The organism is Rhodopirellula sp. UH5 (assembly GCF_056839225.1).
The window spans coordinates 6,289,694-6,310,120 of record NZ_CM166390.1 but is presented as its reverse complement, the minus strand read 5'-3'; the positions used below and the strand labels follow the sequence as shown (position 1 = coordinate 6,310,120).

Annotated in this window: 14 protein-coding genes; 12 read left to right on the top strand and 2 right to left on the bottom strand. The window is 58.4% G+C overall.

Annotation, left to right across the window (positions count from 1 at the left end; translation table 11 throughout):
• The first annotated feature begins 424 nt into the window (after positions 1-424).
• From UH5x_RS22515 to UH5x_RS22475, 9 genes are all read left to right on the top strand, one after another.
• Positions 425-3,100: a hypothetical protein gene (locus UH5x_RS22515; RefSeq protein ID WP_482633746.1), complete on the top strand. Its 2,676-nt coding sequence runs from the start codon at positions 425-427 to the stop codon at positions 3,098-3,100.
• 66 nt (positions 3,101-3,166) lie between these two features.
• Complete coding sequence (locus tag UH5x_RS22510) at positions 3,167-3,394, top strand: hypothetical protein (RefSeq protein ID WP_482633745.1); 228 nt, start codon at positions 3,167-3,169, stop codon at positions 3,392-3,394.
• Positions 3,395-3,460: 66 nt separating this feature from the next.
• Positions 3,461-4,498, top strand: coding sequence for an SMP-30/gluconolactonase/LRE family protein (locus UH5x_RS22505; protein ID WP_482633744.1), 1,038 nt, complete (start codon positions 3,461-3,463; stop codon positions 4,496-4,498).
• Between the two features lie 761 nt (positions 4,499-5,259).
• Positions 5,260-6,867, top strand: a complete 1,608-nt coding sequence (locus tag UH5x_RS22500) for a DUF1549 domain-containing protein (RefSeq protein WP_047815047.1) — start codon at positions 5,260-5,262, stop codon at positions 6,865-6,867.
• Between the two features lie 146 nt (positions 6,868-7,013).
• Entirely contained in the window at positions 7,014-8,282 is a 1,269-nt protein-coding gene (locus tag UH5x_RS22495) for a DUF1501 domain-containing protein (RefSeq protein ID WP_047814880.1), read from the top strand.
• 19 nt (positions 8,283-8,301) lie between these two features.
• Positions 8,302-8,823, top strand: coding sequence for a sigma-70 family RNA polymerase sigma factor (locus UH5x_RS22490; RefSeq protein WP_047815048.1), 522 nt, complete (start codon positions 8,302-8,304; stop codon positions 8,821-8,823).
• A complete protein-coding gene (locus UH5x_RS22485) occupies positions 8,820-10,820 on the top strand; it encodes a hypothetical protein (RefSeq protein WP_482633743.1) in 2,001 nt (666 codons plus the stop codon). The genes UH5x_RS22490 and UH5x_RS22485 overlap by 4 nt, the downstream gene beginning before the upstream one ends.
• 35 nt (positions 10,821-10,855) lie before the next feature.
• Complete coding sequence (locus UH5x_RS22480) at positions 10,856-12,646, top strand: DNA methyltransferase (protein WP_482633742.1); 1,791 nt, start codon at positions 10,856-10,858, stop codon at positions 12,644-12,646.
• Between the two features lie 753 nt (positions 12,647-13,399).
• Positions 13,400-13,978: a hypothetical protein gene (locus tag UH5x_RS22475; protein WP_482633741.1), complete on the top strand. Its 579-nt coding sequence runs from the start codon at positions 13,400-13,402 to the stop codon at positions 13,976-13,978.
• 37 nt (positions 13,979-14,015) lie between these two features.
• Here the strand turns inward: UH5x_RS22475 and UH5x_RS22470 are convergent, their stop codons facing one another.
• On the bottom strand, positions 14,016-15,083 hold the full coding sequence (locus UH5x_RS22470; RefSeq protein ID WP_482633740.1) for a UbiA family prenyltransferase: 1,068 nt from the start codon (positions 15,081-15,083) through the stop codon (positions 14,016-14,018).
• The gene (locus tag UH5x_RS22465; protein ID WP_482633739.1) at positions 15,083-16,273 is read right to left on the bottom strand and encodes a hypothetical protein; all 1,191 of its coding nucleotides are present in this window, start codon (positions 16,271-16,273) and stop codon (positions 15,083-15,085) included. The genes UH5x_RS22470 and UH5x_RS22465 overlap by 1 nt, the downstream gene beginning before the upstream one ends.
• Positions 16,274-16,579: 306 nt before the next feature.
• Here UH5x_RS22465 and UH5x_RS22460 point away from each other — a divergent pair, with 306 nt between their 5' ends.
• The 3 genes from UH5x_RS22460 (at position 16,580) to UH5x_RS22450 (ending at position 20,354) form a co-directional block, all read left to right on the top strand.
• The gene (locus UH5x_RS22460; protein WP_047815049.1) at positions 16,580-17,935 is read left to right on the top strand and encodes a hypothetical protein; all 1,356 of its coding nucleotides are present in this window, start codon (positions 16,580-16,582) and stop codon (positions 17,933-17,935) included.
• Between the two features lie 245 nt (positions 17,936-18,180).
• Positions 18,181-18,966 (top strand): hypothetical protein, encoded by a 786-nt coding sequence (locus UH5x_RS22455; RefSeq protein ID WP_047815050.1) that lies wholly within the window; start codon positions 18,181-18,183, stop codon positions 18,964-18,966.
• Entirely contained in the window at positions 18,963-20,354 is a 1,392-nt protein-coding gene (locus UH5x_RS22450) for a DUF11 domain-containing protein (protein ID WP_482633738.1), read from the top strand. The genes UH5x_RS22455 and UH5x_RS22450 overlap by 4 nt, the downstream gene beginning before the upstream one ends.
• Positions 20,355-20,427: the final 73 nt, after the last annotated feature.

The window sequence follows — 20,427 nt, the reverse complement described above, 5'->3', positions numbered from 1 at the left end:
GACCGCCCAACCCCGAAATGACGAGACCGGGCCCCGAATTGCCTTGAGATATTCCGTTTTGCTGCCCGAAAGCCGAAATCGCCAGCCGAAACGGCCTGTTGATTCACTCGAGTTCACAACCCGACGCGTGAGCGAGGGACCCACAGGCTCGTTGCAATCGCACACGATCCCTCGCTCATGCTTCGGGTTAGGATTCAATCAACAAGCCGGAAAGCCTCCGGTTTGTCGGGCAAAAAATAAAACCGGTCCGGATTTCAGCATTCTTTGCACGGATCGCTCGTGGCGTTGTCACTAACAAGGGTGGGGACCTGCCGCGTCCATTCCATTCGCATTGAGAAAATGGAATGCCGCGGGCCGCGTTCCAACGAGTTCCTGCTTGCAAACTTGCTTCGATCCAACCTTGCTTTTTCACCGGAAATTTCCGATGCGTTTGACCCTTCGAACCCTGCTGGCCTACCTCGACGACATGCTCGACGAGCAAGACGAGAAATTGCTGAAGCAGAAGATCGACGAAAGCACCTACGCGACGTCCCTGGTCGCTCGAATCCAATCCGCGATGGACCACCCGAGTTTGGGTGCGATGTCGCCCGACGCGGTTGGGCCACTGGAAAATGCGAACGTCATCAGCGAGTACCTCGACAGCACGCTGTCGGCCGAACAAATCGCCGAGGTCGAACGAGTCTGCTTGGAATCCGACACCACGCTGGCCGAAGCGGCCGCCTGCCACCAAATCCTGACGATGGTGCTGGGCCAGCCCGCACGGGTGAGCGATGGATTGAAGGAACGGATCTACACGTTGCCCGCCAGCGAGGCGCTTCGCAACATGGAACAACAGATCGAACGGGCCCCCGACGCGAATCCTTCCAAATCGATATCCAGCGCGGAAACCGCTTCGTATTCTTCGCTGGACATTCCTGCCAACGAAAAGGCGGCGGCAGACGCATCCGGGGACCCCACCATCGGTCAAGACGACACGCATGCGGCCACCCCGATCGCTCCGGTCGGCCCCAGCGACTCGGGCGTGGCGGACGCGCCAACGCGATTGCGGAACCCGGTCGGACATGCCGCCAACCCGTCCTCGTCGCGATCCGAAGCCGAATTGGTCGCCCGAACCACACGCGCGATGATGCGAGAGGACGGCTACGGCGGCATGGTGCGTCCCTCGCGAATCACACCCTGGCTGGTTTCATTGGCCTTGGTCGCCGTGCTGCTGTTTTCGTTGGGCAAGATCTTCGCGCCCTTGATCGAGCAACGCATCGCTGATCGAGACACAGTGAACGACGATGCCGTGACCACTCCCAATCCATCCGAGCAACCCCCCGCCGCCACGCCCTCGGGTCCCGCACCGCCTGTTCCGGGCTCGCCACCGACCACACCCATCCCCGACGAGGCGTCCGCCGAAACAAGCTCGGAAGAAACAGTCCTATCACCCCAAGAGGATTCGGCGACCGGCGATGTCCCGATGACCACCGCGCAGACGCCAGCGGAAACGACCACGCCTGAAACCGATGTGGTCGACACCGCCCCAGCCTCCACACCAAACACCAGCGCCGATGCCCCGGACGTCACGCCAGCCCAGATGACCGACACGGCCGAAGTCGCACCGCCGAAGCCGCCCGAGACACTTCCCGCGGAAACGGCACCAACCGCCGACGCCACCGCGACAACTCCACCCGAAATGGCGGAGGTTTCCAACGTTGCCAGTGGCACGGAAGTCGCCCATCTGGTCAACGGCCAATCGGTCGTCCTGGTTCAGAACCCCACCGCGAACTCGGCCGAAGCCAGCGAGGAGGCTGACGCGGTCAAGACCGCTGGCTGGCGTCGATTGTGGCCTGCACTGGCAGAGCCCGAGGATGAATCCGCGGAAGCGAATCCAGAAGCCGCCCCAGACGATCGCTTGCGTTTCGTCGGTGCCAGCCAGACCGTCTTGGCCCCTTCGCTGTATCGCCCGATCTTGGCGGGTGACCAAGGCGTCGAATGGACATTGGCGGGTCCCACACGCCTGACCATCTCACATACCCAGTCCGTCGCGGCGACTTCATCCACTGCCACCATCGAGGAACCAGACGCCATCGATTCCGAAGAACCCGGTGACGACGCCCAGCCGCCCGAGACGGAGCCAACCCCATCCGTCACGACGGTCACCCGTTTGCAGGACGGCCGCTTGCTGCTGGCATCCACGCGAGACAACGTGACCGCCACTTGGGAATTGGGTCCACGGACGATCGAGATGACGATGCCGGAATCCCAAACCGTGCTGGCGATTGAGATGACGCACCTGCGACCTCTTGGTATGGACCCGCGAGTTCCCGGCAACCGAATGCCGATCTACCGAGTCACGGCGGTTCAGGGCTCCGTCCAACTGAAGGACCAAGCCTCAACTCCAATCGACGGTGACGCGGAATCAGCCCCCGAGGTGGTGACCTTGGAACCGAACCAGCAATGGCGGGGACGCGGCACCGGGGAAGCAGAGGTCAGCGACGTTGAACGATTGCCCAACTGGATCGATCCTCCTGAAAAAGCGGACCTGCTGGTCACCTCCGCTCGAGAAGGGTTGCTGGAATTTGTCAGCCGCGATGGTTCGTTCGATGACAAACAATTGGAAAAGGAACTGCGGGAAGCAATGGCGTTTCGCCGCGTCGAAGTCTCGGCCTTGGCAGCTCAAACGTTGCTGATGATCGGACGAGCGGACGTGTACTTCGGTGCCACCGGCATCCTCAGCACGCCCCGTCATCGCCTGTACTTCACCGAGCACTTCCAGCAACTCCGCCAACACATGGCGTCCGACGCGGAAGCAGCCAAAGCCATCGACAACGCGATCCAGCAAGCCGAACAGGCCGATGGAGAAACTCTGTTTGAATTGTTGGTGGGATACAACAACGAACAACTCGAGGCCGGTGCGGATGCCAAGTTGGTCGAGTACCTGAATTCGAGTTCCATGTCGGTCCGCGTGCTGGCGATTGAAAACTTGCGAGACATCGTGGGCGACACCCTGGGGTACCGTCCCGACCAAGAAAACGTGTCGCGTCGAAACAGCGACATCAAGAAGTGGCAAGCACGACTGCGCCGCGGCGACATTCGGTACACAGCCGAGGATTGATGCCACGACGACGCCTGTCACCGCGCCGCGGCTTTGGGGCGGAGGAGCTGCGGCCGAGAACTCGGGTTGAAACCCGAGCCTGACAAATGTCACCGCTCCGCGGTTGAAACGGGTGGAAACGTTCCCGGCAACAGTCGCGGAGCGACGGCATGGGACAGCCTTGGGTTTCAACCCAAGGTGCCCAAGATTGCCATGCATCGGCAAGTCGCGGAGCGACGACCGTTGTTCAACACCTGTCACCGCTCCGCGGTTGGGACGGGCATGATGCCCAAGCAGCAAAAATTTGTGTCGTGATCGTGCGGTGGATAAGATGCTTGGCCCCTCCCGTTCTTCTCGCCTTTCCCCATCGAGATTCCCACCATGATTTTGTTGCCACGTGCCTTGGCACGCACCACCGTGCTCGCCTTCGTTGCCTCCACGATTGCCTCTGTCGGAATCGATTCGGCGGCGGTCGCTCAAACGCCATCGACCATCGGCCGAGTGGAACGACTCGATGATTCGCTCAATCAGTTCCTCGCAGTGGATGTCAAGATTGAAGTCCTGGCGGCCGGGTTCACTTGGACCGAAGGCCCGGTTTGGGTTCCCGCTCAAGAGGACGGTCAAGAAGACGCGTTGCTGTTCAGCGACATCCCACGCAACACGATCTATCGCTGGAGCAAAAGCCAAGGCGTGGAGTTGTTCTTGGAACCCAGTGGCTACACCGGCAACACGTACTACGGGTTGGAACCGGGCAGCAACGGGTTGATGTTGGACGCGAAAGGCCGTTTGGTCATGTGCGAGCATGGCGACCGACGCGTGTCGGTGCTGACGATCGGCGGTGGCAAGCAAACGATCGTCGACAACTACCAAGGCAAACGGCTGAACAGCCCCAACGATCTGGTGTTTGACCAAGCCGGCAACCTGTACTTCACCGACCCGCCGTATGGATTGCCCGAGCGTGCCGAAGACAAACGACGCGAATTGGATTTCTGCGGCGTGTACCGCGTCTCAACGTCGGGTGAGGTGACGTTGTTGACGGATTCCATCGCGCGGCCAAACGGCATCGGCTTGTCGCCAGATGAGAAGACGTTGTACATCGCTCAAAGCGATCCCCAAGAACCGATTTGGATGGCTTACCCGTTGAAGTCCGACGGCTCTCTTGGTGAGCGACGAGTGCTCGGCAACGCCAGCGATGCGATGAAGGAATTCCCCGGACTTCCCGACGGCATGGCCGTTCATAGCCAGGGGACCTTGTTCGCCAGCGGTCCCGGCGGGATCTATGTGATGACTCCCGATGGCAAGTTGCTCGGCCGGATCCTCACCGGCGGGCGGACCAGCAACTGCACCTTCGACAGCGACGAAAAGTGGCTGTACATGACCGCCGACGACAAACTGTGCCGAATTCAGATTGGCCACTGATCGCTCCGCGGGGAAGGTGCCAGCCACCTTCCCCGGCACGGAGCTTCCCTTGGGTTGCGAAATGTTTGCTATTGGCGTTCCGATCGCGAATGCAATTTTTCTTCCGGCTTCTGTCTTTCTTCATCCCGGTAGGGATTTCAGATGGTAGCCGGGGGTTGCTGCGTAGCAGCGTCCCCCCGGAAGACGAGCACCTATGAAACTCTCCCTCCCGCCGTGGCCAATGGCCACGGCGGGAGGGAGAGTGGCGGCGTGGGGGGGGCGTGTCCATCGGTGGCGCTATCGCTTACCGACGGCTACCATCTGACATCCCTACCGGGATGAGAACTTGCGCGAACGAATACGCTCCACAACACCAAACATTCCGCGGTCCAGGCTTCCGCCCCGAGTTACCGATGTCGTCCCCTCTGTGGCGAACAAAGCGCAGCAGAAACGGCTGGCTCCAAGTCCGATTGTGACGCCCCCGGATCAATTCTCCTTTCCCACAATCCCTCTTGGATTGGTGGCAGCGGCCCAGATTGGACTAAAATGGAGGTTGGTTGTCTGAGGATGAATCAGCCTCCAGCGGGTACATTTCCTGCGGGTAGCCGTTCTATTCTTGTCTCGCGTCGCTTCCAGCCCGCCCGCTCATTCTTTTCTGACGATGAGTGGCCCAAGGCTTTTGCTTCGCACTTCTCGTCTAACTTCGCCGAGCGTTTTTCATGAAATCGATCGTTCTGTCCCTTTCCGGGCTGTTGATCGCGGGATCTCTCGCTTGTTCTTCCATGGCTTCCACCGCCTCGGCGGCCGGTCCTGCCGTTCCACCTCAGGTGGTGATGATCAACGAAGCGATCGAGCAAGTCTGGCGAGACTTTTCGATTCGTCCTGCCGCGGAAGTCGACGATGCGACTTGGTGCCGACGCGTTTACTTGGACGTGATTGGGCGAATCCCCTCATTCGAAGAACTGTCGGAATTCGTGGGTGACCGCGACTCGAACAAACGAGCCGCACTCGTCGATCGCTTGCTCAACGACGACCGTTACACCGAAGAGTATGCCAACCACTGGTCGACCGTTTGGACGAACCAGTTGATCGGCCGCAGCGGTGGCACCGATCGCCGTGACTTGACCAACCGCACCGGCATGCAGAAGTACCTCCGCGATAGCTTCGCAGGAAACAAGACCTACGACCAACTGGTGTATGAACTGGTCACCGCCGAAGGATCGACCACCCCGGGTGAACCGAACTTCAATGGCGCGGTCAACTTCTTGGTCGACAAAGTCAATCAAGAAAAAGGCACGCTTGCGACCAGCAGTGTTTCGCGGATTTTCTTGGGACAACAGGTCCAGTGCACCCAGTGTCACAACCACCCGTTTAACCAATGGAAACAACAGAAGTTCTGGGAGTTCAATGCGTTCTTCCGCCAGACCCGATCTCTGCGTCGGTTCGTTGATGGAACACGAGATATCGAGTCGGCCGAATTGGTCAGCCAAGACTTTGCTGGCGAAGCCAACGACCCCGAAGACGCACTGGTGTTTTATGAACTGCGAAATGGTTTGCAAAAGGTCGCCTACCCGGTCTTCACCGATGGCACCGAGATCGAAAAAAGTGGCTTTGTCGAAGACGTCAATCGCCGCGAAGAACTCGGACGTCTGATGCTGCAGAGCGAGTACCTGGACAAGATGATCGTCAACCGGATGTGGTCGATGTTCCTTGGCTACGGCTTCACTCGTCCAATCGATGACCTGGGCCCACACAACCCTTCGTCGCATCCTGAGTTGCTTGACAACCTTGGCAAGGAATTCCGCAGCAGCAGCTACGACCTCAAAAAGCTGATCACCTGGATCACCCTCAGCCGTCCCTACCAATTGGCATCGACGATGAGTTCCAGCAACGAGATCGACGACCCAACGATCGGTGAATCCCCCAAATTCTCGCGGTTCTACTTGCGTCAAATGAGTGCCGAACAGCTGTACGCGTCGATGGTCACCGCCAGCAACGCGCAGTCCAAAGGCAGCTATGAACAACAGGAAGCAGAACGTCGTCGTTGGTTGTCGCAATTTGTCGTCGCCTTTGGAAACGACGAAGGAACCGAAACAACCACCTTCAACGGTTCGATCCCACAAGCCTTGATGTTGTTCAACGGTGACTTGACGAAGAACGCAATCAGCCTAGAAGCCGGTTCGTTCCTGGACCAACTCAGCCAGTCGGGACGTTCGCCCAAAGACCGTGTGACGCGATTGTTCCTCAGTGGTTTGGCACGTCGTCCAACCAAAAACGAAGTCACGATTGCCAGCAAGTTGTTGGTCGCTCGCAAAGGCGATGAGCCTGAAATGTTGCAAGACATGTGGTGGGCGATTCTCAACAGCAACGAATTCATCATGCAGCACTGAGCTGCCTGATTTCACCCTCAGACAGGACCCCGGCAGCGATCACTGCCAGCGTCCCAATCTGAAAACGCCTGATCTGACATCGCCCAATCCGAGGGTGGCTCTCATGCCGCCACGAACCGATCACCTTTTCTTTCCCGGAGTTCACCATGGATCTTTCCACCCCCAACGGCATGACGCGTCGTCACTTCATGAGCCACTTGGCTGGGTCATCCGCCGCGGCCGCGGCCGCGTGGACTTTGGGCGGCAACATCGCTGCGCAAGCCGACGAAATGCGACGCAATCGCAAGTCCGCGATTTTGCTCTGGATGGGTGGCGGTCCGCCCACGATTGACATGTGGGACCTGAAACCAGGTGCTCCGACCGGCGGTCCCTTCCGCCCGATCTCGACCACCGGCAACGCTCAAATCTGTGAGCACATGCCGATGATCGCCCAACAGATGAAACACCTGTCGGTCGTTCGCAGCATGTCGACACGAGAGGCCGACCACAGCCGCGGCAGTTACTACATGCACACGGGCTACGTTCCCAACCCCAACATCGAACACCCCAGTTACGGCAGCGTGATCGCTCATGAGTTGATCGATCAACGTCCCGCATTGGAGATTCCTCCCTTCGTTTCGGTGGGTGGCGCCGGTGCCGGTCCTGGGTTCCTGGGGATGGCTTGGTCGCCATTTTCCGTGACCAGCAACGGCCGTGTTCGAAACCTCAAGATGAACCTGGATGACGATCGACTGCTGCAACGCATGGCGGCCCTCAACATGATCGAAAGCGGGTTCGCCAAACGCACGCGTGACACGCCCGCCGCCGAGCACGCAAAGGTGCTGGGCAAAACGTTGGATCTGATGACCAGCGAACAAATGGAAGCGTTCCGCGTGGAGAAAGAACCCGACGAAGTCAAAGAACGTTACGGCACAGACAACTTCGGCCAAGGCTGCTTGCTAGCCCGTCGCTTGGTGGAAGCCGGTGTGCCGTTCATCGAAGTCGACCTGGGCGGCTGGGATTTGCACAACGACAACTTCACAGCACTCAAAGACAACAAATTGCCAACTTTGGACCGAGCCATGAGTGCTTTGGTGGAAGATCTGGCTCAGCGAGAATTGCTGCAGGACACCGTTGTGATGTGGATGGGCGAATTCGGCCGAACGCCTCGAATCAACGCCAATGCTGGCCGAGATCACTTCGCTCGGGCGTGGTCCTGCGTCGTGGGCGGGGCGGGAATCAAGGGCGGGTTGGCCGTCGGCGAGACCAATTCCGACGGAACCACGGTTGAGACGGAACCCTATAGCAGCGAAGATCTGATGACGACGGTCTGCAAAGGCCTGGGAATTTCAACCGAAACCACCTTCACCAGCAACAACGGACGACCGATGAAAATTGCTGGTGGCGGAAAGCTCATTCGTGAATTGGTGGCCTGAGATCCAGGCCAATGGATGCGTGAGTGAACTTTCACCAGCTGAATTGGTTGTCCGCCACCAAGATGGAATTTGGCGGTATTTGCGACTGCTCGGATGTGACTCCGCCACGGCGGACGATTTGACGCAGGAGACGTTTCTGCGTGTACTTCGACGAGACAACTTCGTTCAACATTCAGACGAAGCCACTTCAGAATACCTTCGCCGCACGGCGTACAACCTCCTCGTTTCATACCACCGAAAGTTCGGACGGATCCGACTTTCTGATTCACCTGAGTTGCTGGACGAAAGTTGGCAACGATGGGCGGGCAAGGATTTGACGGGCAATGAAACCGTCGAAGCCCTCCGAGAATGCATGGAGGGACTGACCGAACGTGCTCGCGACGCCTTGGCAATGCGTTTCGTTCACAACACACCTCGCGTGCAAATTGGTGAAAACCTGGGCATTTCCGACCACGGAGCCCGAAACCTGATGCAGCGAGCGAAAGCACAACTTCGAGAATGCGTGGAAGAAAAACTCCGCGCTGTGACTCAACCATCATGAATACAAACCCTTCCCCCGCCGAACCGCACGAGGATCCCCCTCGGAACACTGGCCCTGACTCCCAGGGACCGGACTCGTTGCGCGAGGACGCGATGCTGGACCTGCTGATCCAGGAAGCTCTCGGTGGTCCCACACCGTCCGATCAAACCGGACTCATCCTGCGACGACTGGCGGACGAAAACGCGGGGTCAGAATCCAAACTCGCGGGTTCCAAGAACCAATCCGCTTCTCCCGTTGCCGAGCACTCCTCCCAACCTTCGCTTGCCACGATCCTGATCGGCATCGCCGCCGGATTGTTGCTGTGCGTCGGAATCGCCGTGGGCGTGAAGTACCGATCCGGGGTGGCTCTGCAAGCGATCGCCGAGGAGGCGACCGACAACGCCGCGCCATCCGTGCCCACCCCGTCTGCTGTGGTGGAAAGCGAAGACGCGTCCCCACAACCCAAGCCTGCTCCCCGAAAACGTGCTCAACCAATCGAGTTGGCTGGTGATCCTTCGACCGCCCTCGATGGCGATCCAGGCTCGCTCTCGCCCGAGTTACCAAGTCAGCAAGACACCCAATCGGCTTCACCATCCGCCGCGGTTCCGTCAATCACCTTGGTTTCGCAGAACATCAACTCGCGTTGGCAGTCACACTGGAAACGCCTGGGCGTCAGCCCCACGCCTTCGCGTAAAAAGGAATCGATTCAACAGGAACTCGCTGACCGCTTGGGTCTGGTGATTCCCGTCGATGCGATCGGCGATGCCAAAGCCATTCGAACAGCGATCGCTAACCCATCGAATCGCCAAGCGATCTCGAAGCGGTTGCTGACCGCGATCTTGGGAAAGAATTCCAAGCACCAAGATGCCTCTGAAAGTCTCAGTGAAGTGCTGAAGAGCGGATCGGGTGCCGATCGCTTGATCGCCGCTTGGATGCTCCCGTCGAAGGCCGATTCCAACCCCAGTCCGGACGAAAAATCGGACTCCTCGAAATCGGCGGCGACCCCGTGGATTCGAATGTTGCAACCGACGGACTTGCACGAAGTCACGGTCAAGACAGCAGCTTTGACCAGTCACAAGGATCTGCGTTGCCAACGCTGCCACGATGTTCCCAACTCCGGTGACGAGGTTCCAACGCAAGCCGATTACTGGACCGTCGCAGCAGGACTGGCCCCACTGCTGAACCCGTCGCGAGCCAACAAGGATCTCTTCTACGACACCCTGGACGGACGTCGTCAATTGGCGAAGCGCCCCTCCCAAGAAGAATCACAGGCCTGGTCCGACAACTTGGTTGGCTCACGGGACTTGGCGGAGGGCATCGTGTCGACCTTGTTTGCAATGGTTCACGATTCGCCGTCCACGACCAGCCCGTTTGATCTGTCGGTCGCTTCGGCTGCCTCCGTCCCGTCCGAGACGCTTCGTCCACTGGTGGATGATTTGATCGCCAGTGATTTCGACGTGCTTCGCAGCCTGTCGATTTTGTTGTCCGATGCCGTGATGACTCGCTCGGTTCCCGATGCGATGTCGCCACAAGGAGTTTTGATCGCCGACGATCAACAATGGTCCAGCGCGGTGTCCGCCGTCCACGCGATGGCGGCTCGATCTCCGTTTCGGCGTCCTGGATCCGCTCAGCGTCGGTTGCAAGTCGCTTTGCTCGATGCCAAGCCAAACTGGCCGGGCGACAGCGGTCGCGACACATTGCTGGCTCAGCCCCTGGGCAGCGAATTGTCCGCCGATGGCACGCCCTCAAACTCGGAAAAGCGTCGTCCTGAAAAGAACGGGGATCGCAAAACCGCGGTCGCCGCGACGGGGTATCCCATGCGATCCTCGATGATTGTTCCCGCGTGGATTTCTCAGTTGCCGGATTTCGACAGCCGCTTGGACCACGTCGCTCATTTGGCCGGTCAACTGAAACTCAACCCCTCCGAACGCGAACTGGCACACCAGGCCCTGGCATCGGGCGACGACGAGGCGTTGATCTTCGAACGGTTATGGTGGATCATCCGGCCCAACAGTTGATCGATTGTGGCCCGTGAACGGATCTGAATGTTTGTATGACCTCTCCAGCCTTCGGACAAATTCACGTTTCAGATTGCGTCGAGGGCATGGCGAAGCTGCCAGACGGCTGCATCGACCTGGCTTTTGCCGATCCACCGTTCAACATTGGATACACCTACGACGTCTACGATGACTCGTTGGAATCCGATGAATACCTGCAGTGGTCCGAAAACTGGATTCGCGGCGTGCACCGTGTTCTGGCCGATGATGGAGCCTTCTGGCTGGCGATCGGAGACGAATACGCTGCCGAACTGAAGGTGCTGTCGCAAAACATCGGCTTCCGGTGCCGCAGTTGGGTCATCTGGTACTACACCTTTGGCGTGCACTGCAAATACAAATTCACGCGGTCACACGCCCATTTGTTTCACTTCGTCAAAGACGAAAAGCACTTCAAATTCAACGCCGACGATCCAGCCGTGCGAGTGCCTTCCGCCCGGCAATTGGTCTACAACGACCGCCGCGCCAACAGCAAAGGCCGGATGCCCGATGACACTTGGATCCTGCGGCCCCAGGACCTGCCCTACGGCTTCACAGCCGATGAGGACATCTGGTACTTCCCTCGAGTCGCGGGCACGTTCAAGGAGCGTGCTGGGTTCCATGGCTGTCAAATGCCAGAACAGTTGCTCGGCCGCATCGTCCGGGCCTGCAGCGACCCCGGCGACAAAGTGCTGGATCCCTTCAGCGGCAGTGCCACCACCGTCGCTGTTGCAAAAAAGCTCGGTCGTGAGTTCATCAGTTTTGAGATGAGCGAAGAATATGTTTCGCTCGGAAACGAACGTCTCGAACAAATTCGTGTTGGCGATCCGCTCACTGGTGCCGCAGACCCTCTTCGCAGCGCCCCCGCCACCAACGGCAAGAAGAACGAAACCAAGGCGGAAAAGCTAGCTCGCGAGGAAGAAGAACGCCAACGCTGGGCAACCCAACAGGTGGGGCCTCAGATGGAATTCCAATTTGAAACCATGCGTGCGATGACCGATGGCGAACTGATCAACGCCTTCCGAGACATCCATGACGGCCACTCCGTCGATCGGGTGCTGCTCGATCCGGTCCTCAGCGATCGCCTGGAAACCGCGTGTCGCCGGATCTCCGAACGCGAACCCGCCGCGTCCCGACGTCAGCGACTGATCGAACTGCGCGCGTCCGGTGCACTGACCGCCGAAGGCATTCACACCGTGCGTCCCACCACGATCCCGACGACCACACTGGAACGATTCAGCTACGCCGCTGAATTGGCGTGGTCCAAACTCGCGCAGCATTATCCCGAACACAGCTTGGACGATATCTTCACCGATCCCAAGTTACTCGAAGAGTTTGATCGCGAAGCGTTGCTGCATGCGGCTGACGCCGATCCTATGACACTTCGTTGGTGTGCGACCCAACTGCGATCATGGGCCACCGCGGCTCGCGAGAACCAACCGAGTGAAGACGCACCAGAGCACTCGCCCCTGAAGTTCTCAGCAGCCAAAAACTGGACTGCCACCTCCGGGCCGAGTTCGAAAAGCGGCTCCGCAAAAGGCGGCCTGTACCAGGTGCTCGCCCGAGACGATTCCGTGTTGTTCGTGGGCGAAACCTCCGACTTCGCCGTTCGGTTTGGCGACCACCTCGCCAGCGAATCGGCAGAACGGTTTTGGCGAAACGAGGCCGGTGGCCAACCCAAAGTCCGCACCGCCCAACTGGAAAACCACGAAGGCCCCGAACGTCGACTCGCGATGTGCCAATGGCTGCAAGAAAATCCGGCGACCTCACGGAACCTCGTTTCCTTGTGGAAGGATCTTATCGAAATTTAGTGACAACGGTCCAGGATGTGAGATTGTTCAGACATTGTCTTGGTTCAGTAGGAACGGGAATTTGCGTTTCTGCGAGTTACACATTGTGATGGCTTCCTGCCGGTGAATTCGGGCATCCTGCCCGAAAGATTTTTCGTATGATGGAAGAATCGAAGGGAAGAGTGACGGCATCTTTCGAGACCGCCGCCCTTCGACTTTTCACTCGGCGCGGCGCTCCGGTTGCTCCGCAGCAGGGCTCTATCCTTCGACCGAAGCCTTTGCAGTTTCTTACATAAGCGTGTCGTTTTCGCTTTTGCTGACAACGACGCGTACGGGCCTCCTCCAACTTGCGATCACGCTATGCAACCTCCGCTGGTTGGAATGGCACGCGATTCTTCGTTACCCGGCTTGTCGATATTGCTGTAGTGTGGCCACTCTTATCCGACATCCGCAACTTTGACGGGCAAGAGTGCCCCTCCTACACGCGTTAAAACCTCGTTGACGACTCAATCGACAAGCGGTAACGCTTCGGGTTAAGATTAAATCAACAGGCCGCTAAGCAGGTCGGCAGGAATGATCGGGCATCATCATGTGAGCCGTTTGGGCGTTAGCCCCGGTTGTACGTGGGAGCAACGACGTTTACCGAAACAGTCCAAATGCCGAAAGGCTCCTGCCGACCTGCTTCAACGCAAGCGTTCGCAGTGTCTCAAATGCAATCGGCGTAGCGCAGTCGGCTTTGATAGCTCACCCCACTTAGGTTGCGATAACGAACGAATGAAAAATGTCACAATCGCTTTACTTCTAGCGATCGCTACGATTGCCTCCGCTTTTCTTGTTCGATCGCATCGTGAAAATCTCTTGTTGAAATCGGAGGCTGCTAAATTAGCGGAAACCGTCGAGTCCTACGAATGTTTAGTTGAAAGTCGAAATGAGAACTTGGCTCATTCCCGGCTCGGTACGAGCGTGCTTTGTCGACTGGCTTTGTCGGGAACCAACAACGACGTTTTCGATTTTCTTGACATGACACCGGTCGGATCACTGAATTGCAAGGTGATTGATTTTCCTGAATCGCCAGAAACAAAACTGCTCTGGTATAGTCAGAAGCGGGAATATGAAGAAGGCAAACCGATTTCTGTTCGGGAATCCCAAGCTCTCCGAGAAGAGGCCAAGTCCGTTTTGTTCGTTGTTGATTTCAAATCATTTGAGATTGTCGACCACGTGACGATCAAGAATTTCACTGGGGTATTAATACAAGGTCCCTCTCCCTATCAATGTCGAGTGAGCTGCAATCTACCGAATGGAACGCCGGTCGAATACAAGGTTTTACCGACCGGGTTTGAACAAATTCAATAGTTGCCGGGGAGTCGTTGCCATTCGTACCTGACACCTTTTACGTCACTCGGAAGCGGCGGGCGAGCCATGTGGAGGGGATCACCAGGGCGAAGACGCAGAGCGATGGGATGGCTCCGGCACCGAGCATGGTGATCGCGGCCATCAAGGGAATGATCGCCATGATCGCGGACTTGATTGTGAGCTGAATGCGTTTGGGAGACGGGGATCGCCAGGCTGTCCAGCCTCTCGCAAGCGTCGGCACGATCATCAAGGCAATCGTGGCGGGAAAGATCAGCACGGGGTCAATTTGCCAACCACGGGTCCAATCCACTGGCACGTTCGCGGCCGGGAAGAGGCTGGCAACACGAGGGGCGAGCGCGAGCACCAGGCCGCCCAATGTCATCCCAAACCAGCCCCACGGAAGGTGCAGGCTGCGATCACCGATCGCTTCACGACGGGCGAACGTGGTGACACCGGTGATGTAAAGTCCCATGCCGATTGCAAACGCGAACGAGACGGGTGTGATGTGCATCCAAACGGGCTCGCCGAGGACGGACACACGTCCCTGCCATTGCTCCGCAGGGATCACAGAATGAGCCGCCGTTGATCCCAGCAGGAAGCTCAACACGCGGCACCCACCCATCAACACGGAGGCGATGGGAGTGCGTTTGAAGGGGCCATCGTAAGCGACAATGCAGATGCTCAAGAGCAACGCGATCACACCTGGGACGGTACCGATCAAAGCAGCCAAAACCATTCCCGCAACGAGCAATGCCCAGCCGACCCGCCGAGCATCCGCCAACCGAATCTCGCGGCGCGGGAGCGGCCGTTCGCTGCGTGCTCGGCGATCAGCGCGGATGTCAAAGACATCGTTGAGCACCATGCCGCCCCAGTACAAGGCGACTCCTGAGGCAACGACCAACGCCAAGAATGGCCAAACCGAACCAGCACGGTCATCACCCGATCGCAACCAACCGCTGGCGCCCAGCACCAACAAGAACGCGGCCGACACATCGGCGACCACCGTGAATCCATTGGGCAGTCGAACAAGTTTCGCCCAAGAGAACAAACGCGTTCGGAGCGTGGCGTTGGCAGGAAGCGAAGAACGTGATGACTTGGGATTCATTAGCGCCGGAGCATTCGACTTTGACGTTCCGTGATCGCGATCCCGTAACGGGACAAGTAGCGATCGGTTTCGTTGGTGAATTCGACGTCGAGGTCTTGGTTTTCAAATCGAAAGCGACCGATCGGCGGAGGCGAGATCGGACGCAGCGAATACAGCTCAATCAAACTGATCAAAGGCCCGGTCAGCATTCGTTGGTGGGATAGTTGCGGGTCAGCAGTGGAGTCGTCAAGCACACTTGCTTCGCTGGCGTCGGTGCCACTGCGACTTTGGTTGTCGAGATCCGAAATAGCCGGGTTGTCCTCGCCTTCCGCTGTCTGCCGTTGCACTGGGTCTCCACAGTATTGGATCAGCAGCGGCAGGCCGTTTCCAAATCCGGTTTCTGGATCGTCGCTTCGTGCAATCAACACCATGACTTGCGTGGGACAAAGCTCTGGCCAAGACGTTGTGCCAAACTCTTGCAAGCGTTGCGTTCGCACGTCGTTGCGGAGGGTTCCCGTGACAATCCAAACGTCACGGCCTTCGAGCTGGCCGGATTGCAACGTCAGGTCATGTTCCGAGGCAATGGTGTCCATCATTTCCGTCCACCCGCCGACTCGGACGCTGGGTTTCATCGTGGTCGGAACCGCTGCCCCTTGCGAGCCACGTCCCATCAGCGATGCGAGTGAGTCGTTGACCCATTGGTCCAAGCGTCCCACATCCACCCGCCGCAAGGAAACTTGTTCCCCGATCTGTTCGCGGGTCCAAGCCAATCGCCCGTCGCTGACTTGTTGCAGCGTGTGTTTTCCCTCGCCGTCGAGCATCGTGACTTGCAAATTGAACTGGCCGGTTCCCTGGCCGGCTTGTTCGTACGTTCCGACTCCTAAAATTTCTCGTCCGCTGACCCAAACCCGTTGGCGAACTTTTGCATCAAACGCGGGTCCGTGACCGATTCGTTGGACTGTCTGAGCGATCAATCGGTCGGCAGGGCCATTTGTTTTGGGCTCAATCGAATCCGCACCCCAGGCCTGAATTTCATTGCAAACCGCCGTCGCGAGGCCGCCCAAAAGGAAGCAGGCGAAAAGGCATCCCGCCAGTATTCCCAGTGTTTTCCGGGGTATCAGGCGACTTGCCAAGCTCCGTCGACTGACATCAGCAGCACCGTCGCTGTGCGGGTTCAGACAGTCAAAGCAGTCGTGCGGGTGAATCTTCATGGGGAGGTTATGACGATTTTGCCAAAGAAATGCCCTCTCGTGTGCCGATGAGCTGAGCAGTGACTGATCCTGACAGAACAGTTGCGGGGAAGAAGGGCCGATCCTAGGTCGTTTTCCCGCTTCGCGTCCAGCCAGATCTGGTCACAACTGAACACCACTGACTTTCCATTTTGATTTGATTCAACGATTGAATCACAACCAGTTCTTGTTCCACGCTGCGTGAAACCCGAACGAGTCGCTTGTCGACTCGTCCGATTCATGGCAAGTGTTGGGGGAAGAACCCAGCGACCCAAGACGGGGGAAAAGATGAAACGAATCGTCACTCATTTGGCGCTTGCGGCGGCCACGGCGATCCTCGCCACCGGATGTGTGCCGGTTCGCCACAACCTGCCTCCAGAACAGCGGATGATGCAACCAGGTCCAGGCGTCGGAGGCCCCGGCCCCGGTGTCTTGGGCCCACAGGCCTACGGCATGATGGGAGCCAACGCTCCTGCGGCTGCAACGGGCACAGAAGGCATGATCACAGAGGGAGCCATCGACGGCGTCCTCGGTGAAGTGCCTTCGAGCATCGTCCAGGCAGGACAGAACAACCCCGAAATTCAGCAAGTCGGTTTCCGTCAACTCGCCGGTGGCGATTGCGGATGTGGCGGCAGCTGTGGTGGCGGCGGATGTCTCAGTGGCGGATCGAACATTCCTCCTGGTGGCGGCGTGGCAATGATGCCACCACCCGGCATGATGCCTGGGATGGTTTCGACCGCCCAGGTCACTTTTGGCAACCCAGATGGCATGCAAGTTCGCTATGACCAATCCGGTGCCGGCATGTTCGACAGCGAACCGATGGTGGTTCCCGCTCGTCAGAACTTCCCACAAGGCGGTCTGTATCGCCTGAAGCTGACCAACATTCCTAGCCGTCCCGGTGTGGAATTGTACCCGACCGTTGAATTGGCCTACGCCAACCCACGGACCGGTGCGTACTTGGCTCACAACTCGGTGCCGATCCAGTTCACCGAAGAAGACTTCGACCAAGTCTTGACCGGTAACTTCGTCACCAAAGTCATCTACCTACCAGATCCCGAGTTCCAAGGCCCTGCTTTGGCCGGTATCGACACGCTTGTCAGCACCCGCCTCGATCCAGGCATCGACCCAATCGTCGAAGCCGACCGTCGCGGTAGCATCTTGGCGATCATCCGTTTGGGTGACAAAGACATCGAGATGGCTGGCGGCAACGGTGGCATGGCAATGGGCGGCATGATGGGTCCTCCGATCGCTGGCTTGCCCGCTCCTTTCGCTCCGGCAATGACCGACGGATGCGGCGGACCAGGTGCTGGCAAATCGGGCACACCGATGGGAATGCCCGGCATGATCGCTGGTGTCAACGCTCCTCAGTATGGGATGCCACACACTGGCACGCCGATTGGATTGCCTGGACCACCTCACATTCCATTGGGTGCTCCAGCCGGTTTGAAGAAGCATGTGATCCGCAACCACACTCACATGAACATTCCACAACCGGTTGAGAAGATGCGAATCGATGTTCGCCAGCAACCTGGCATGAGCTACCCCAACCCGGTCAGCCGTGTTCGGATCACTGAGCAGAACATCAACCCAGGCGTTCCAAACGGTCGGCCTCTCTACGACAAGGCCAGCCAAGGCGTTTACTAGTCAGTAACGTCCGAATTGGAAAGCCGGTGACAACCGAATGCAGTCAGGCTCACGGGCCTGACTGCTCAGAACCACGACGCGGTGTTTTGCTTCGGCAACGCACCGCATCGTCACTGCCCAGCGCAAGTGGCGTTCCTGCAATGAATGAGCAACCGCCCAGAGCGAGCTACCGCTCAGAGCAAAATACCGCTCAGGGCAACTTTCGCAGCTGCCCGAGAATGAACATCGCAACCGGATTGAGACTCATGGCAATCGCACGCATTACTCCGCCCAGCAACTTGCTGAACGCCGGATGGGCTCTGCCGTCGCTCGCGATCGCCTGCGTGTTGGCAACCAGCCTCTCTTCTTCAGCGGCTGACCCATCCCAGTACCTCTCGTCCAACGGACAACATCGATTGTTCAACGGCGCGATGCCACCGGGCGTGATCGCGGCCACGCGTCAGATGGCTGGTCCAGGCGGCACGGCGGCAATGGGAGTGCAAGCTCCCTACTATCAACCCGTTCAAATCCGAGGCCCACAAGGCGTTCGATTTGCATTGCCTCAAATGGGCAGCTTTGTAGATCCCGAACCGGGGTTGATGGCGGGTTTGTTGGTCGGCCAAGTTTACCGCTTTCAAATCACCGGGATCCGCGGTGCCGAAGGCGCGGAGTTGTTTCCAACCTTGGAAATGGTCGACCGGACCTACCCGCCACCGGGATTGGCAACGCGTTATCCAGTGATCGTCACCCTCGACGAAGAAGACTTGCAAGCCGCATTGGATGGCCAGATGGTCACCCGAGTGATCTACCTCGAAGACCCACAAACCGCCGTGCCACTCGCTCAAGCCCCCACGACGGGCAGCGACACCGGCGGCGAAACTCCGATCGATGTGTCGCAGTTCCAAGACCCACTGCAAGTTGCCGATCGCCTCGGCCGAGTCGTCGCGATCCTGCGAATCGGCTCGCTCGCCCCGCCACGTTCCCACGAACTGGCACCCCAGTTTTTCTTTGGCTATCCCACCTGGGCACCCATCTTCAAGCCGGAATCATGATGCATCCAGCTCGCCTTTCCGAGATCGCGATCCTGTCGCAACCAACGAACGCCACTCGATCAAACAGTGCACCGATGTGCTTGGCTTGGTTGGCTGTTGGTGCTGCCGCGATGCTGATCAGTGGTTGCGCCACGCCGGTCGCCTCGCCCATCGTGTCGCCGACCGCCTCGCTCACCCAGCATCCGGTCCAACCGACTCAACCCGCTCAGCCATTCGCTCAGGCTCCGGCAGCTCCCACTGCACCTGCGTTGGATGTGGCATCGTTGTACGGATCGACTTCCGTGACCTCCAACGTTCCTGGGGCCGAAGCCACGATCGGTCAACCAGCGATCGCTCAAGTTGGCTTTCGAAATCAAACCGCATGCGGATGCGGCAGCACGGCCTGCGGCGGCGAATGCGGTTCAACAAACGGCATGGCCGGCGATTGCGTTGCCTGTCAGCCGATGCCTGCCATGCCCATGATGCGCGCTCCGTGGGGTGTCGACCCACAAGAGTTCCTGTGCGACGGCGGGGACCAAGATCCACAAGCTCGGTTGACTCGAGGCGACATGATCAACGGCCTGCAGCCCGAAGACACCGTCACTCACTACACCACCGAGGCAGGCGACATTGAGTTCTCCGCCTCCAATCGTGTCTGCGTGTACTCACCTCGATTTGCATCGGTGCGTCGGATCACGGGAGCGATTGTGAATGATCGTTCGATCACCGTCGGCGGCACGTTTCAACCTGTGGGGCCACGTGGCATTGATTTGGATCAGCCCGGGTTGGTCATGACCGACACCACCAAGATTGCTCACAGCGAACTGACGCGACGCGTCGATGCGATGCGAGATCGCAATCGTGGCGTCCCCGTCGACAACGTTCAACAAATCGAAGTCGCCGAAGATGTCCTGGCGTTGCTGACCAACATCCGCCAACTCAGCTTGTCTGAATTGGACGAGTCCCAACTGGCACTGGTCGAACGCTTCGCCAACGCCGCCATCGCTTGGTCAATCGACGAATCGGTGGAAGTCGAGATCCAAGACTTGAAACCGCCAACGCTGACCCGCGACCAAAAGGTCGACGCCGTGGTGGTGTATGACTTCCCCGAGGCGGGACGCGTCAACCTGATCAAGTTGGCTGACAAACAACACGCACCGGTCGGCGACACCGTGACTTTCGCGTTGCGATTGCAGAATGTGGGTGACTCGCCGGTCAACGGCGTCGTCGTCACGGACAACCTGACCACGCGTCTGGAGTACATCGCCGAATCGGAATCCGCGACCATGGACGCCGATTTCAGCATCCAACCGAACCAAGCTGGCTCGGATCAATTGATCTGGAAGCTGACCGAGGAACTCGGTGTCGGTGAAACCGTCTCGATCGAATTCCAATGCAAGGTGCGATGAGCAAGCTGCTTTGAGTTCGACCAGTCAACAAAAAAAGCGTGACGAAGCCATTGCTTCGCCACGCTTTTTGATT

What these genes read in the sequence shown, in the direction of transcription:
- UH5x_RS22455 (WP_047815050.1), top strand. Translation starts at nt 18,181, where the DNA reads ATGGCAATCGCACGCATTACTCCGCCCAGCAACTTGCTGAACGCCGGA.
- UH5x_RS22515 (WP_482633746.1), top strand. Translation starts at nt 425, where the DNA reads ATGCGTTTGACCCTTCGAACCCTGCTGGCCTACCTCGACGACATGCTC.
- UH5x_RS22475 (WP_482633741.1), top strand. Translation starts at nt 13,400, where the DNA reads ATGAAAAATGTCACAATCGCTTTACTTCTAGCGATCGCTACGATTGCC.
- UH5x_RS22505 (WP_482633744.1), top strand. Translation starts at nt 3,461, where the DNA reads ATGATTTTGTTGCCACGTGCCTTGGCACGCACCACCGTGCTCGCCTTC.
- UH5x_RS22500 (WP_047815047.1), top strand. Translation starts at nt 5,260, where the DNA reads ATGGCTTCCACCGCCTCGGCGGCCGGTCCTGCCGTTCCACCTCAGGTG.
- UH5x_RS22470 (WP_482633740.1), bottom strand. Translation starts at nt 15,083, where the DNA reads ATGAATCCCAAGTCATCACGTTCTTCGCTTCCTGCCAACGCCACGCTC.
- UH5x_RS22465 (WP_482633739.1), bottom strand. Translation starts at nt 16,273, where the DNA reads ATGAAGATTCACCCGCACGACTGCTTTGACTGTCTGAACCCGCACAGC.
- UH5x_RS22480 (WP_482633742.1), top strand. Translation starts at nt 10,856, where the DNA reads ATGACCTCTCCAGCCTTCGGACAAATTCACGTTTCAGATTGCGTCGAG.
- UH5x_RS22485 (WP_482633743.1), top strand. Translation starts at nt 8,820, where the DNA reads ATGAATACAAACCCTTCCCCCGCCGAACCGCACGAGGATCCCCCTCGG.
- UH5x_RS22460 (WP_047815049.1), top strand. Translation starts at nt 16,580, where the DNA reads ATGAAACGAATCGTCACTCATTTGGCGCTTGCGGCGGCCACGGCGATC.
- UH5x_RS22495 (WP_047814880.1), top strand. Translation starts at nt 7,014, where the DNA reads ATGGATCTTTCCACCCCCAACGGCATGACGCGTCGTCACTTCATGAGC.
- UH5x_RS22450 (WP_482633738.1), top strand. Translation starts at nt 18,963, where the DNA reads ATGATGCATCCAGCTCGCCTTTCCGAGATCGCGATCCTGTCGCAACCA.